The 14591-nt window shown below is 42.8% G+C and carries 10 protein-coding genes; 6 read left to right on the forward strand and 4 right to left on the reverse strand.

Going from position 1 to position 14591, the window contains the following annotated elements; translation table 11 throughout:
• Window positions 1-65 precede the first annotated feature (65 nt).
• The 4 genes from ACFQZI_RS01260 to ACFQZI_RS01275 form a co-directional block, all read right to left on the reverse strand.
• On the reverse strand, window positions 66-3101 hold the full coding sequence (locus tag ACFQZI_RS01260) for a SusC/RagA family TonB-linked outer membrane protein (RefSeq protein WP_377137566.1): 3036 nt from the start codon (window positions 3099-3101) through the stop codon (window positions 66-68).
• Between the two features lie 258 nt (window positions 3102-3359).
• The gene (locus tag ACFQZI_RS01265) at window positions 3360-6245 is read right to left on the reverse strand and encodes a ligand-binding sensor domain-containing protein (RefSeq protein ID WP_377137568.1); all 2886 of its coding nucleotides are present in this window, start codon (window positions 6243-6245) and stop codon (window positions 3360-3362) included.
• Between the two features lie 202 nt (window positions 6246-6447).
• The gene (gene trhO / locus ACFQZI_RS01270; RefSeq protein ID WP_377137570.1) at window positions 6448-7410 is read right to left on the reverse strand and encodes an oxygen-dependent tRNA uridine(34) hydroxylase TrhO; all 963 of its coding nucleotides are present in this window, start codon (window positions 7408-7410) and stop codon (window positions 6448-6450) included.
• 121 nt (window positions 7411-7531) lie between these two features.
• Entirely contained in the window at window positions 7532-10012 is a 2481-nt protein-coding gene (locus ACFQZI_RS01275; protein ID WP_377137572.1) for a DUF5686 family protein, read from the reverse strand.
• Window positions 10013-10140: 128 nt separating this feature from the next.
• Here ACFQZI_RS01275 and kbl point away from each other — a divergent pair, with 128 nt between their 5' ends.
• From kbl to ACFQZI_RS01305, 6 genes are all read left to right on the forward strand, one after another.
• Window positions 10141-11331 (forward strand): glycine C-acetyltransferase, encoded by a 1191-nt coding sequence (kbl, locus tag ACFQZI_RS01280; RefSeq protein WP_377137574.1) that lies wholly within the window; start codon window positions 10141-10143, stop codon window positions 11329-11331.
• Between the two features lie 41 nt (window positions 11332-11372).
• Entirely contained in the window at window positions 11373-12407 is a 1035-nt protein-coding gene (pheS, locus tag ACFQZI_RS01285) for a phenylalanine--tRNA ligase subunit alpha (protein WP_377137576.1), read from the forward strand.
• Complete coding sequence (locus tag ACFQZI_RS01290) at window positions 12407-12823, forward strand: Rieske (2Fe-2S) protein (protein WP_377137578.1); 417 nt, start codon at window positions 12407-12409, stop codon at window positions 12821-12823. Before pheS ends, ACFQZI_RS01290 begins: the two co-directional genes overlap by 1 nt.
• Entirely contained in the window at window positions 12823-13404 is a 582-nt protein-coding gene (locus ACFQZI_RS01295) for a TetR/AcrR family transcriptional regulator (RefSeq protein ID WP_377137580.1), read from the forward strand. The genes ACFQZI_RS01290 and ACFQZI_RS01295 overlap by 1 nt, the downstream gene beginning before the upstream one ends.
• A 220-nt stretch (window positions 13405-13624) precedes the next feature.
• A complete protein-coding gene (locus ACFQZI_RS01300) occupies window positions 13625-14263 on the forward strand; it encodes a hypothetical protein (RefSeq protein ID WP_377137582.1) in 639 nt (212 codons plus the stop codon).
• Entirely contained in the window at window positions 14260-14565 is a 306-nt protein-coding gene (locus ACFQZI_RS01305; protein WP_377137584.1) for a winged helix-turn-helix domain-containing protein, read from the forward strand. Before ACFQZI_RS01300 ends, ACFQZI_RS01305 begins: the two co-directional genes overlap by 4 nt.
• Window positions 14566-14591: the final 26 nt, after the last annotated feature.

Here is a 14591-nt window from a genome sequence, read left to right on the forward strand (position 1 = left end):
GCACGTGCTTAAAGCAAATGCACTTTTAAAGTTTTTTATAAACATGACTTTAAATATTTTAATTGTTAAAATGTAACATTTACACCGAAGTTATAAGTGGCGTATAGCGGGTATGCCCCATTATCAATACCGGCATTTATGCCCGGCTGGTCGCCCTGGCCACCAATCTCAGGATTGAAACCTTTGTAAGAGAATGAATTGAATACGTTTTGCCCGCTGGCAAAAATTCTAACCCTTTTCATAAATATTTTTGACGCAACGGCAGATGGCAGGGTATAACCTAACTGCACATTCCTTACCCTGAAGTAAGCGCCGCTTTCCACAAAGAAGGTGTTGGGTTTGTAGTTGTTGCCACCGCCTACGTTTGCCGATGGGTAGGTATTAGAAGTACCTTCTCCATGCCAGCGGTTGTCATAAAAATCTTTTGTAAAATTTTCTGAACCATAGCGTAAGCCTTTGTTGGCGTTATAAACATCAACCCCGGCAACGCCTTGTAAGTCAACCGTTAAGTCAAATGCTTTGTATGCAAGGTTAGCGCTAAAGCCGTAAAGGTATTTAGGGTTAGGGTTACCAATTGGCATACGGTCTTTGGCATCAATTACTTTATCGCCGTTCAGGTCTTTATATTTAAAGTCGCCCGGTTTTGCATCAGGCTGTAATGAGGCCGCTATTTCGGCAGCATTTTGGAAAACACCGTCAACCACTAAACCATAGTATTCGCCAATTGGCTGTCCAACAACTGTACGGGTAGCCAACTGGCCGCCTGTTGCTGCCGCGCCCCCACCATATATTGGGTTAGCGCCGGTAACGGTTGATAATACTTTGTTATTGTTGATGCTGAAGTTACCACTTAGGTTATAGGTAAAGTCGCTTGTGATTGTACCTCTCCAGCTGGCAGCAAATTCAAATCCCCTGTTACGGAAAGTAGCCTGGTTACCAATAACAGTACCGCCGCTTGTTCCTAACGAACCTAAAACAGGGATGGCGAAAATGGCTTGTTCTGTTTTCTTTTCGTAGTAATCGGCCTCAAATGTTAAACGGTTATTTAAGAAGGCCATCTCAACACCAAAATCCGTACCTACACCACGCTCCCAGTAAGTAATTGGAGGGACAATTTGTGTAATGTTTGCACCTGTTGCCGGTTGGCCATTATAAATAGCGGTAAAGCCGGCAGAGTTGTTAACAACTAAAGTAGAAAGGTTGGCAGGTACTGATGCGTTACCTATTTTACCCCAGCTGCCTCTAATTTTTAAGTTATCAAATATGTGCTGATCCTTCATGAACTCTTCGTTGCTGATAACCCAGCCCGCACCTACCGAAGGGAAGTAACCCCAACGTTGGTTGCCTATGAATTTTGACGATCCATCTGCACGGAATGAAGCATTTAACAGGTACTTGTTTTTAAAAGCATAGTTAACCCTGCCAAAGTAAGATTCGTAAGTTGCTAAAGCGCCGCTGTCATCAATTGTACGCGGGAAGTTTGGATCGGTAGTTGTACTGCCCAAACGTAAGTAAAGGTCGCCATCGCTTGTAAAAGGTACATTACGTGCCGAAGCTGAAATGTTGTAAGATTTATAGCGTTGCGATGACTGACCGGCCAAAACTGTTAAATGGTGATCGCCAAAAGTTTTATCAAAGGTCAGCGTGTTCTCCCATATCCAGTTTCTAACTTCTCCTCTTGATACATTAAGGGTGCTGTAGTCGTTTAACTGTGTTGCAGTGGCTTTGTAAGCAGGTACATAGCCCAATACTTCCGCCTGTCCAAATTCGCCGCCAAAGCTGGTGCGGAAAGTTAAATAGTTTGTGAATTTGATATCAGCGAACATATTACCTGTTATGCGGTAACCGTTGGAGCGCTGGTTAAAGAAATCTAACTGCGCTTTGGGGTTATTGGTAGCAGTACCAATAGGAAAATCATTAGGGTCTCCGTAAGCACCGTCATTATAGTAAACAGGTACTACAGGCGATGCGGTAAATGCTTTATAGATAACATCTCCGGGCACATCGCGAGATTTGCTACTCTGCAAAACTGCGTTATAACCCAATTTTAAAAATTTGGTAGCTTGCACATCCTGTTGCAGGTGCGCGGTCATACGATCATAGTTGTTGCCTGTAACAACGCCTTGTTGTGTTAAGTAACCTGCAGAAAAAGAGTAGGTGGACTTATCTGTGCTTCCGCTAACAGTCAGGTCATGTTTCATGGTAAACGCATCGCGTAGCACTACATTTAACCAATTGGTACCGTTACCAAACTTATTTACATCAGGGAAAGTAGTTGGGTCTGTAGGGAACTGGGTTGCATTAAGTTCGTTAATAAGGGTAGCATATTCTGTAGCATTGGCCAATTTTGGCTGGTTAGTAACCTTTTGCCAGCCTGCGTATGCATTGTAATTAATGGTTGGTGCACCTTTACCTTTTTTGGTTGTTATTAAAACAACGCCGTTTGCCGCCCTAACACCATAAATAGATTCGCTTGAAGCATCTTTAAGAATGCTAATGTTTTCTACATCATTAGGGTTTAAGAAGCTAATATCATCAAACCAGGCACCATCTACAACGTATAACGGATTAGCGTTACCGTATACAGTACCAAGGCCTCGTATCCTGATCTGTGGAGACGAGCCCGGACCACCTGCGTTTGAAATTTGTACACCGGCAACCTTACCCTGTAATGAACTTACAGCATTTGTTGATGATTGTTTAGCAATATCTTCGCCCTTTACGGTAGATACCGAACCGGTAACATCTAATTTACGCTGTGTACCATACCCTACAACCACTACTTGCTGTAGCTGGTTAGTAGATGATTGTAATTTGATGTCGAGGCTGTTTCTGCCGTTTACAGGGACCTCTTGTGTTGTGTATCCTATATAAGATACTTGTAAGATAGCGTTTGATGCTGCGCTTAATGTATATGTACCATTAGCATCAGTTTGGGTGCCCGTTGTTGTACCTTTAACGCCTACAGTTACGCCTATCAGCGTTTCGCCACTTGTAGCATCAGTAACTTTACCTTTAACGGTGATGTTCTGTGCAAAAAGTGCTGTTGAGAAAAAAGTAAACAATAGTAATAACCCTGAGATTTTGTAAATTCTCTTCATAGTGGTTAATTAATTTTTAAGTACTGGTTTAATTGGTAATTGTGGGTTCGAAGTTGAGGAGATAATACATTTTAAGCAAATAATGCTACACTACATTAATACATCAGCTTCAAAATACTTTCACAAATATTTTAAAAATGAAATATAAACTATTGATAAACAGATAATTGAAAAAGCTAATTAAGTGTTTTTTATACTACAAATATTATGCGTGCATACTAACTGCGTACATGGGGCATGAGAGGTAATGATGTAGTGTTATAGCTCGATGAGAAACTCTACAAGGTTTTTATCATGTTCTAAATTGAGCTTTTTACGCAGGCGATAACGCCTTATCTCTACACCCCGTAAAGATATATTCAATAACGATGCCATTTCCTTGCTGCTCATGTTCATGCGCAGGTATGCGCAAAGCTTCAGGTCGTTTGGTACCAGGTCTGGGTGGCCTTGTTTAAGTTTCTTAAAAAAGTTTTCGTGGGCTTCGTTAAAGCTGTTCTCAAAAACATTCCAGTCACGCTCGTCGTTCATGCCCTCCTCAATAACCTTGTGGATCTTTTTCAGTTGGTCGTCCGATAGCTTTTTGCCATTGCTATCTTTAAAGTGGTCGATCTCGTCGCTTATTTTTTGCAGCAACTCGTTTTTATAAACAATGTTCATGGCCGAGTTAGCCAGCTCCCGGCTTTTACTTGCCAGGTCGGCTTGTAACTGTTCGTTCTTAATGGTTACAATATGCTGTTCGTTTGCTATGGCTTCGCGCTTTAAAAATTCTTCTTTCTCCTGTTGTAATTTTTCCTGAATTTCCTGCTGATGGCGCTCCAGTTTTAATTTGTAGTAATATCTGCCGGCATAGTAAATTAAAATTGCTAGCAATACATATAAGGTAAGGGCTATTTTCCCGGCATACCATGGCGATAGTACTTCAAAGCTAAAGGTGGTTATGGATGTTACGTTTTCGTCGTTAATTTTGGCGCGTACTTTAAAATGGTAAGTACCCTGGTTAAGGTTTGTAAATTCTTTTTGGCTTTGCGGGCTCCACTCACTCCATTGCCGCGAGTAGCCTTCCAGGAAATACTGGTATTTTATTTTAGATTGCTTATAATAGGGCAGTGAGTACGCTATACGGATGTTATTCTGATTATATGGGATAGCTATCTCGTTATTATCAATATTCATATCCGTTATTACCAGTGTTTTGTCGGTAATATTCTCTACCTGCCTTATTAATACAGGAGGTAATTTAAAATTTGGCTGCCGCGATGCATCCTCATCGTTCAAAATCACAAAACCATCGTCTACACTTATAAGATAGATCTGGTTATTGATCATGCTAATGTTCTCGTAATTTTGCACCATCTGACCGTTGAGCATACTGAAACGGTTAGAATCTATAGTTAACCTGCCCGAAACCGACAGATCTGCCAGGGCCACGCGCCCGTGATTTATGAACCAGTATTTTTTACCGATTGCAGCTATAACTTTATTTGATGACGAAAATGTATTTAATTTTTTATTGAGCTGTTGATATTGGTAAAACCTGTCGGTAATGTCATCATAAACATAAAATCCTGATTCGGATGAAAATACTATGCGGTTATCGAGGTTAAAAACACCCACGTTATAACTATCGGGCAGGCCCGAGCTTTTATCATAATACTTTTGCGATGCAACGCGTTTGTTATCGGCACTTAACGTTATTTTATAGATGCCCTTATAAGCATGGCTTACCCAGATCTGGCCCTTATTATCGCGTTCTACATAACGTGAGGGTTCGCTAAAGCCTTCGATTTTGTGATCAAAAACCCAGTTGCCGGCGGCATCTTTACGGTAAATAACAAGCCCGTTATAGATGCCCTGTATCAGCTGGCCGGGATTGAATTTTTTTATGGTCCAGCCGCCGCTTAGCGGGTTTATTTTATTTATGGTATTGCCGGTTACCTGAAAAGTGCCATCGTTATGGCCGCAAAGCAGCTTACCATCCTGCAGCGATAGTTCCCAAACCTGCCCCTGCGAGCCGGGGATCAATTGAAAATTGAATGATTGAAACAGCCGCTTGTTGCCGGGTACTACCCAATCGCTATAAAAAAGCCCTTGATTGGTACCCAGGTAAATTTTGTTGTTATAAATGATACTGGAGTATACCGTACCAAAACGCCCGGTTTTATCAAAGTAAAAGTACAGAGGTGAGTTTACTTCAATACGGTCGATGCCATTGTCCAGCCCGGCCCAAAGGTTTTGTTCGGCATCAGTGTATAAACTTAATACCGTGTTGTTTTGCAGTCCGCTTGATTTATTGATGTGCTGTACCACGTTACCGGCAGTATCAATAATAACAATACCGTTTAAAATTGTACCATAGGCAAAGTACTTGCCCGGTATAATAGCGCCATTGTTTAGCTGGTAGTTTTTAAGAAAATCATTCGCCTGGCTTTGCCATGGTTTTATGGTAATGCCATCGTATATAAATAAACCATTTTTAGCGGTACCAATAAGGTATTTGTTATTAGCGAACGGAAGAATTGATAATACCCGGCTCCCTAAAATATTACTGCCGTTTAGAAAGGCCAGCTTACTGTTTTTTAATTCAAATAAACCGGCGTCAACCTGTTCGACAAAATATCGGCTGCCTGTTTTAAAAAGGAACAGAAATGGCTTTGGTGCTTTTACTACGGCAATTTTACCGGCGGCGTAAATATAAATGGAGCCAAAAGATTGAAAAATAACTTTATCCTTATCCACATATATCTTCCATGTTTCTTCTTTTACCGGCTGATATTTTTGAGGGACAAGGTGGGTAAGTGAGTTGTATTTAAGAAATCCCTTTTTGTTGTTTTCCCAGTAGCCAAATTCGCCAAAACCGCCGGAGTAGATCTTCCCCTTTCCGTCAGCTGCTACAGAACGTACAATAAGGCCGTTGGGCATGCGGTTCAACTGCCAGTACTTGCCATCGAATGATAATAGACCCTCGTCATTACCAAAGTACATAATGCCGTGCTCATCGCGCGTTACCGACCAGTTTTGATTGCCCGATTGGTACTGTGCCTTTGTATAATTTTGTACATAAGGCACACCAATGCTTTTAATATCCGCCGCGTAAGCGCAAGTGTTTATTAGGAAAAGAAAAGCAAACAGGAGTTGTTTACGCATAGGTGTAGCCGCACATGTTAGTGTGTCAAAAGTACAAATTGGCTTTGAATAAAATAGTAGACGACATTGGCTAAAGCCAGGGCGTATTGCTTATCAGTCGGCTAAAGCCTACGGTACCGGGAATGATTTGATTTGCCAGAGCGACGGAATAATTCATTGCCGCCCTATTTATGGGACGGATGAATTTTTGCTGTAGCCCTAATTATTCGCCAGCCAGTTGAACCGCGACTTTTTTTGCTGTGTTTACCGGCTGAGGCACTTTTACATAATACCCCGTACCATCATAAACACGCTTGCGTGGGTGTTCTTTACAGGCATCGCTACAGCAACCATCCATAGCCTCGCCGCACTCATCGCATTGTGTAAAGTGTTCGTTGCACTCGGGGTTGGCGCAGTTTATCATTTTTGGTGTGGTTTTACCACAGTTACGGCAGGTTGATATTACAACCGGGTTTACGCTGTTCACATCAACCGAAAGGCGGTTGTCAAATACATAGCATTTGCCCTCAAAATCTTCGCCGCCGGTTTCCTTACCGTATTTAATGATGCCACCGTGCAACTGGTAAACATCGCTAAATCCCTCGTGCAACAACAGGGCCGAAGCTTTTTCGCATTTGATGCCTCCGGTGCAGTAGGTAAGTATTTTTTTATCCTTGTATTTGGCAAGCTCGTTGATCATGGCCGGGAAATCGCGGAAATTCTCTATATCCAGCGTTACGGCGTTTTTAAATTTACCAAGAGAGTGCTCGTAGTTAGAACGCACATCAAGCACCACCACATCGTCGCGGTCTTTCATGGCCAAAAACTCCTTTGGCTCCAGGTGCTTGCCTGTTTTTTGTTGCGGGTTAATAATGTTTGGGTCGCGCAGACCCGAGTGTACTATTTCTGATTTATAGCGGCAGTGCATCTTAACAAACGATGGCTCGTCTACTACATCAACCTTAAAATCAATACCGGCAAAGCGTTCATCGGCATGCAGAGTATCCATATAGGTTTTACAAGCCTGTTCGGTACCTGATACGGTGCCATTTAAACCCTCGTCGGCAACTATAATGCGCCCCGTTAACCCAAGCGATTTACAAAATTTAAGATGATCGGCGGCAAATTGCTCGCCATCGGCTATTGTTGAATAACAATAGTAAAGTAGTGTATTATATTTTATCATGACAACATTGATACCGCTGCAAACGGTGTTAAATGAAGCGCAAATATAGTGAAAAGTTGAAAGTTCAAAGTCGAAAGTATGTAAGGTTAACTTTTGACTTTGAACTTTTGACTTTCAACTTCTACCTCAACCCATAAAATATTCTGATGCCTTGAATGTATTTTTTGTCGCCCGCGTAGGAGATACCATAATCAACCCGGAAAATAAGGCGCTGTATACCTACATAAAACTCTTTGTAATTAGGGTTGCCCTTAGTGGTCAAGTAATTGGCGCCAATTACTTCTTCGAGTTTTAGTTTTCTTATAAACGGTATTTTGTTTAATAACGAACCTGCAAAATTGTGTTGGTAGTGGGCCTCAAAGAATGCCCCGTTTGTACTATATGTATAAAACGGCAGGAAGTGGAAACTGCCGATGTAGGTAGGGTCGAAAGTGGTGCCCTGGTTACCTAAGTAATGATAATAATCCATATAGTACAGGTTGTTGTTCCTGAAGAAATCGCCGCCGGTTAGTTTAAATGATGAGAAACCGGATAAGCCTATCCTGATATTGGATTGCGATACATCTACCGATGCGAAATCGTAGTCCACATCAGACCCAAACGCACTTTTTATACCCTTACGGTAATTAACCGTTAGTGTTGGATATTTAGAGGGTAGATTAAATTTACCCGTAGGCCTGGTAACATATTGCTGATCGAATGTGAACGCTACCGATGTAGCAAATGTTAGCGCCTGATTTTTTGGGAACAGGAAAGAGCGGTCATCTGCCGGTGTGCCCGGCGGGGCTAAAGGGTTGTTGGATGTAAATTCTTTGTTTTTTACATCTACAACGTGCCCAAAGGCGTTGTTGTACATTTGGGTGCGGCTGGCATATTGTAATGCTGCGGACCACAATATACCGTTCTTTAATTCGCGCTGAAACCCAAAGCCACCGTACTGCGAGCGGTAGTATTTTACGTAGTTATTCTCGTAAAGTATGGTACTTAGTGTGTTAAAGTATCGAGAGCGTGTACCAACATTGTTGAGGTCCAGCACATCGCTGCCAAACTCTATATAAGATTTTTGGTTATGGAACGGGTCATTAAGGTACTCGGCATGCACATTGGCGCTAAAAAGTTTGTTGGCAAAGCCATAGCGTAACGCAGGTGTAATACTGTACGAATGCAGATCGTCTATCTTATGAGAATAACGTACCTTGGCATTTATACCAAAGCCTTCAACCGTATTGTAATAAAACGTTTGCAGGAACGGAAAAATGTAAAGCGAATCTGTTTCGGCGCGGTTGCTTGCGCGGTAACCAAATATGGTATAAGTAAAATAATTGATGTTGTTTTTAGTATGCTGTATGCTATCCAGGTAGGCATCGGTTTTTTGGTATGCGGCTATGCTGTCCTTTTTTTGATAGTCGCGCGTTTCCTGCCGGGTTAGGGGTAAGGGGCGTGTGGCGTTCCAGTATGCCGCTGTTTTAAGATTAGCGGCAGTATCTATCTTTAATATCTCACCATTAAAGTAGCCTTTAGGGTAAGCCGGGTTTATTTTATAGTTGTTATATATTCCCTGGTAATATCCGCCGAACTTAAACCCTAATACCGATCCTTTAAAATTTATTTGTACAGCGGAAGGCATCCATACGCTATCGGTTATTGGAATGTACTGCTGGCTTATCTTTAAAGTGTCTACAAGGTTTAATGATGCATGTTTATTGGTAAGCATCAGGTCTACACTGTAAATACGCCAGTCGCCCTCTACAATGTACATATTACCCTGAAAGTATTGCCCGTTCTCGCGTTTAGGTATCACTTCAATCTTATCAACGGTAAGCCCGTTTTGCACGGTACTGCCCACCAGCCTGTAATCGTAATGCCTCGCCGCATCGGTACCAATTGGCGAAAGGTAGGCCCGGGTGCTAAGGCCGTTTATTTTAAAAACATCGTTATAAAAATTCACCTGCAGGTCTGATGCCTTACTATAGTCAAAAGCCGTATTGATACCCGACTGCTTTGACGCAATGGTAACCTCGTGCATTTTATTGGGCAGGGCAACATTAAGGTTCGATAGTATTTCGGTTTGATAGAGTATACCACGGCCGTTAGAATCCAAATCGAGGGCCTGCCTAACCGCCTTGCTGGTTAAGGATTTTGGCGAACTTAAAAGTTTTTGTACCCCTTTAACATACACGGCACATGAGTAAGATCCGGCTTCTTCTAAATGTTGTTTACGCCTGGCTATCACTTTCGCCATGATGGTATCGCCCGGGTCCATATTTTGTTTCCACTTATCAGATACCTGGCTAAACTTAAAGGCCTCGTTAACTAATTGTATGTCGCGCGTTTCGGGTTGGTCGGCAATGGTTAACTTTTGTACCTGCTCTGCATAACCTGTAGCGCGGTAAATAACATTATATGTGCCGGGGCTGAGTTTTAATTGATAATGGCCTTCCTCATTAGCAGTTGTGCCATATGTGGTATTGCGAATATACACCGATGCAAACGGCACCATCTCGTTTTTTTGACCCGTTATACGGCCCGATAAAGTATATTGCTGTGCCGAAGTGGTAAAGGCAACGAGTATAAACAAGATAAAGGGTAGGTATCTTCTCATAGTGTGTTTTACGGTTAATACTGTTTATGCCAAAAATGTTTGTGTATACACGTAATTTACATTAATTGTTTACATACCCGGTACAATTGTTTGTTTATGTTTAATTTTGAGGCCTTAACACTTACATTATGTATAACACATTGCAACCGGTTTTACAGCAGGAACTTGCCGATATTGAAAATGCCGGCCTATATAAACGCGAAAGGATTATAACATCGCCACAGGGTGCGGATATTACGGTACAGGGTGGGCAGGAAGTAATAAACTTTTGTGCCAATAACTACCTTGGCCTGTCGGGTAACCAAAGGGTAATACAAGCCGCTAAAGATGCCATGGATACCCACGGTTACGGCCTGTCGTCGGTGCGTTTTATTTGTGGCACGCAGGACATACATAAAAAACTGGAGCAAAAGATCTCGGAATTTTTAGGTACCGAAGACACCATACTATATGCCGCCGCCTTCGATGCGAATGGCGGTGTGTTTGAACCCTTGTTCAACGATCAGGATGCTATTATTTCTGACGAGTTGAACCACGCGTCTATCATTGATGGTGTGCGCCTTTGTAAAGCCCAGCGCAAGCGGTACAAGCACGATGATATGGCCGACCTGGAAGAGCAGCTGAAAGCTACGCAGGACCTTCGCCACCGCATCATCGTAACAGATGGCGCGTTCAGCATGGATGGCACCATTGCCCAGCTTGATAAAATTTGTGTCCTGTCCGAACAGTACAATGCTTTGGTAATGATAGATGAAAGCCACTGTAGTGGTTTTATGGGCAAAACCGGCCGCGGCACACACGAGCATCATAACGTTATGGGTAAAATTGATATTATCACCGGTACTTTAGGCAAGGCCCTGGGTGGTGCATCGGGCGGTTTTACATCCGGCCGTAAGGAGATCATTGATATGCTTCGCCAGCGCTCAAGGCCGTACCTATTTAGTAATACGTTGGCCCCTGCAATTACCGGCGCATCTATAGCGGTATTGGATATGCTAAGCGAAACCACCGACCTGCGCGATAAGCTGGAAAGCAACACGCAGTACTTCCGCGAGAAAATGACGGCTGCAGGCTTTGATATTAAGCCGGGTGTGCACCCAATTGTGCCTGTTATGCTTTATGAGGCCAAATTGGCGCAAGAGTTTGCCGCTAAGATGCTGGAAGAAGGCATTTATGTTATAGGTTTCTACTACCCGGTCGTGCCGCAAGGCAAAGCCCGTATCCGTGTACAGATCTCGGCCGCGCATGATGTGGCTCATTTAGACAAGGCTATAGCCGCGTTTACCAAGGTGGGTAAGGAATTAGGGGTGATTAAATAGTTACGTATATTTGTAATTGAATTTTTTGAATAGAGGTTATAATGCAATCTAAAATAGATCAATATACTGCCGAGATAAAAGCTTTTACAGCTGCCAAAGCCGATGAACTGGAAGCGTTCCGTATTAAATATTTAGGAACCAAAGGTTTAATAAAAGACCTTTTTGAGGAATTTAAAACCGTTGGTCCAGAGGAGAAACGCACCTTTGGTAAGGTACTGAACCAGTTTAAACAGTTTGCTGAGGTTAAGTACAACGAGATCAAAGAATCTTTAGACTCCGGACCTAAGACTCAGGACTTAGGGCTTGACCTAACACTTCCCGGTGATGGTTTTGAGGTAGGCTCGCGCCACCCTTTATCTTTAGTGCGTAACGAGATCATCGATATATTTAAAAGGCTTGGATTTGTGGTGGCCGAAGGCCCGGAAATTGAAGACGACTGGCATAACTTCTCAGCACTGAATTTCCCGCAGGAGCACCCCGCAAGGGATATGCAGGATACCTTTTTTATCCGCAAGGGTGATGGTAGCGATGATATTGCTTTGCGTACGCATACCTCATCGGTACAGGTGCGCATGATGGAGAATGGCAAACCACCGTTCCGCGCTATTATGCCCGGCCGCGTTTATCGTAACGAAGCTATTTCGGCACGTGCGCATTGCTTTTTCCACCAGGTAGAAGGTTTGTATGTGGATGAGAATGTATCGTTCTCAGATCTTAAACAAACGCTGTATCATTTTGTGCAGGAGCTTTACGGCGAAGGTACTAAAGTGCGTTTCCGCCCATCGTACTTTCCGTTCACCGAGCCATCTGCAGAGATGGATATATCTTGTACTATTTGCAAAGGCTCGGGCTGTAACATGTGTAAATACAGCGGCTGGGTAGAGATATTAGGCTGCGGTATGGTTGACCCTAATGTGTTAGAGAATTGCGGCATCGACAGTAAAAAATATACCGGCTTTGCATTTGGGATGGGTATCGAGCGCATTACCAACCTTAAATATGTGATCCGCGATCTGCGTTTATTCTCTGAGAACGACGTGCGTTTCCTGAAACAGTTTACAACAGATATTATATAATGAGGAATTTACCGGCACTACTTATTATTTGCCTGCTGTTTTTAGGCTGTGGCAAAGCCGAAAACGTAGTGCCGCGTGTTCCGGTAAATGTAAAGATCGTGAAGACCGACCCCAGGTATACGGCGCTTAATGCACCGGGAGGGTATGCTTATATTTCGGGCGCGGGCGTTGCGGGTATAATTATATACCGGCAGGTAGATGGTTCTTATGTTGCATATGATCGCTGTAGTAGTTACCAGCCCGAAAAATTGTGTGCTGTTACGGTTGATGATACTGGCTTTACCGCCACCGACCCATGCAGCGGGTCTAAATTTTCCTTATCAGATGGGAGCCCCGTAAAAGCGCCCGCCACCAAATATCTAAGGTCGTACCTTGTAAATACCACGCAATTTGAGATATTTGTTCAAACTAATTAATGGAAGCCGATAAAATTAAAGATAGTATTAAGCGGGCAGCGCAAGATCTGTTCCGTAAATTCGGTTACCATAAAACGAGTGTAAACGAAATTGCCAAGCGCGCAAAAATTGCGAAGGCTACCATCTACAAGTATTTTGATAGCAAGGAAGCCGTTTTGCACGTGTTGCTGATGGACTATATCAAAGTAAGTGTAGATGAACTGATCAACACTAACACTGCCGATATGGACGAGGAGGCCCACCTGAGCAGTCTTATTATGAAAACCTGCCGGCTGTCATACACCGTTTGCAACGAATTTATTGGTTGGGATTTTATTCGCGAAAGCACCAACTCACAGGAGTTTCTAAAAAACCTGTCAAACGAGTTAGAAGAACTGCTGGTACAATCATTTACACAGTTACCCGGCATCCGCAAACACGAGGGTTACCATCAGCGTGTACGTTTCCTCATCAAGTGCAGTAAAAGCATCGTATTCAGTTTTGCGTTCACATCCGTAAGCGATAGCGATGTGCGCAAGAATTTTGTGTCTTTTCAGAAAGAGATACTGCCTTATTTGGTAAAGGCGGCGATATTGGTGTAATTAATAACCGGAATTATAAAGCAAAGGGCATGTGCGATTCCTTCCCAACGGGAGGGTGTAGGGAGGGGTTTAATCGCCTCTGTCTACCAAACCCCTCCCTGCCACAACGCACCCACTCACACCCCTCCCCAGGGAGGGAATTAAAACTTGCATTATTTCTAATATTTTTTTTGCACATCTCATTCTTTATAACTTACTTTGAATAACAAAGTACTTTTAAGTGAAAGAAAACGAAATACAAGACGAGCTTACATCCATCCGCAGTATGATGGAGCGCTCTTCAAAATTTATCTCGCTTAGCGGCCTTAGCGGTGTAATGGCGGGTGTTTACGCTTTGATAGGGGCGGGTGTGGCTTGGTGGATTACTTTTGGAGCCGACCGCTTCGATCAGCTTAATTACAATGCTTATAACGACATGGTTGATGGGCCATTGTATAGTAACTGGCAAAAGCTTGCAATAACAGGTATTATCGTTTTTATAGCATCAATTGTTACAGGTGTTGTATTAACCTTACGCAAGGCAAAGCAAAAAGGGCAAAGCGTTTGGGGCAAGGCAAGCAAGCAATTGCTGTTTAACCTCGCAGTGCCATTGGTAACGGGAGCTGTACTGGTGCTTATTCTAATCGCCAGAGGTTACTTTAGTGTAGTTGCATCAACCACGCTTATATTTTACGGCCTGGCTTTGGTAAACGCAAGTAACGTTACTTATAAAGATGTACAGTACTTAGGTATCATAGATATTTTATTAGGTTTGCTGGCTGCTTTACTGCCGGGCTATGGTTTGCTGTTTTGGGCCATAGGGTTTGGCGTATTACACATTGTTTACGGCAGCATTATGTACTTAAAATATGACCGGTGAAGATTCCATTTGAAAAACTCGACAAGGCCTTTGAAAACAGGCTGCGTTTACAAATAATGAGTGTGCTGGTGGTGAATGACCGCTACGATTTTAACTCGCTTAAGGAATTGCTTGATGCATCAGACGGTAACCTGGCATCGCACCTTAAAGCTTTAGAAAAAGAGGAGTACATCATGGTACATAAGTCATTTTTGGGCCGCAAGCCAAATACCAATTACGAGGCCAGCGCCAAAGGTAAGCAAGCTTTCAAACAGCACCTTGACGCTTTGGAGCAGATCATCAAAAATCAAAAAACGTTATAACTATATTTTTTTACCTAATCACTTTG

The organism is Mucilaginibacter lutimaris (assembly GCF_042676625.1).
Classification (GTDB): domain Bacteria; phylum Bacteroidota; class Bacteroidia; order Sphingobacteriales; family Sphingobacteriaceae; genus Mucilaginibacter; species Mucilaginibacter lutimaris.

Bases quoted from the DNA above. Each gene is read 5' to 3' on its own strand.
- ACFQZI_RS01260 (WP_377137566.1), bottom strand. From the start codon at position 3,101: ATGAAGAGAATTTACAAAATCTCAGGGTTATTACTATTGTTTACTTTT.
- ACFQZI_RS01265 (WP_377137568.1), bottom strand. From the start codon at position 6,245: ATGCGTAAACAACTCCTGTTTGCTTTTCTTTTCCTAATAAACACTTGC.
- trhO (WP_377137570.1), bottom strand. From the start codon at position 7,410: ATGATAAAATATAATACACTACTTTACTATTGTTATTCAACAATAGCC.
- ACFQZI_RS01275 (WP_377137572.1), bottom strand. From the start codon at position 10,012: ATGAGAAGATACCTACCCTTTATCTTGTTTATACTCGTTGCCTTTACC.
- kbl (WP_377137574.1), top strand. From the start codon at position 10,141: ATGTATAACACATTGCAACCGGTTTTACAGCAGGAACTTGCCGATATT.
- pheS (WP_377137576.1), top strand. From the start codon at position 11,373: ATGCAATCTAAAATAGATCAATATACTGCCGAGATAAAAGCTTTTACA.
- ACFQZI_RS01290 (WP_377137578.1), top strand. From the start codon at position 12,407: ATGAGGAATTTACCGGCACTACTTATTATTTGCCTGCTGTTTTTAGGC.
- ACFQZI_RS01295 (WP_377137580.1), top strand. From the start codon at position 12,823: ATGGAAGCCGATAAAATTAAAGATAGTATTAAGCGGGCAGCGCAAGAT.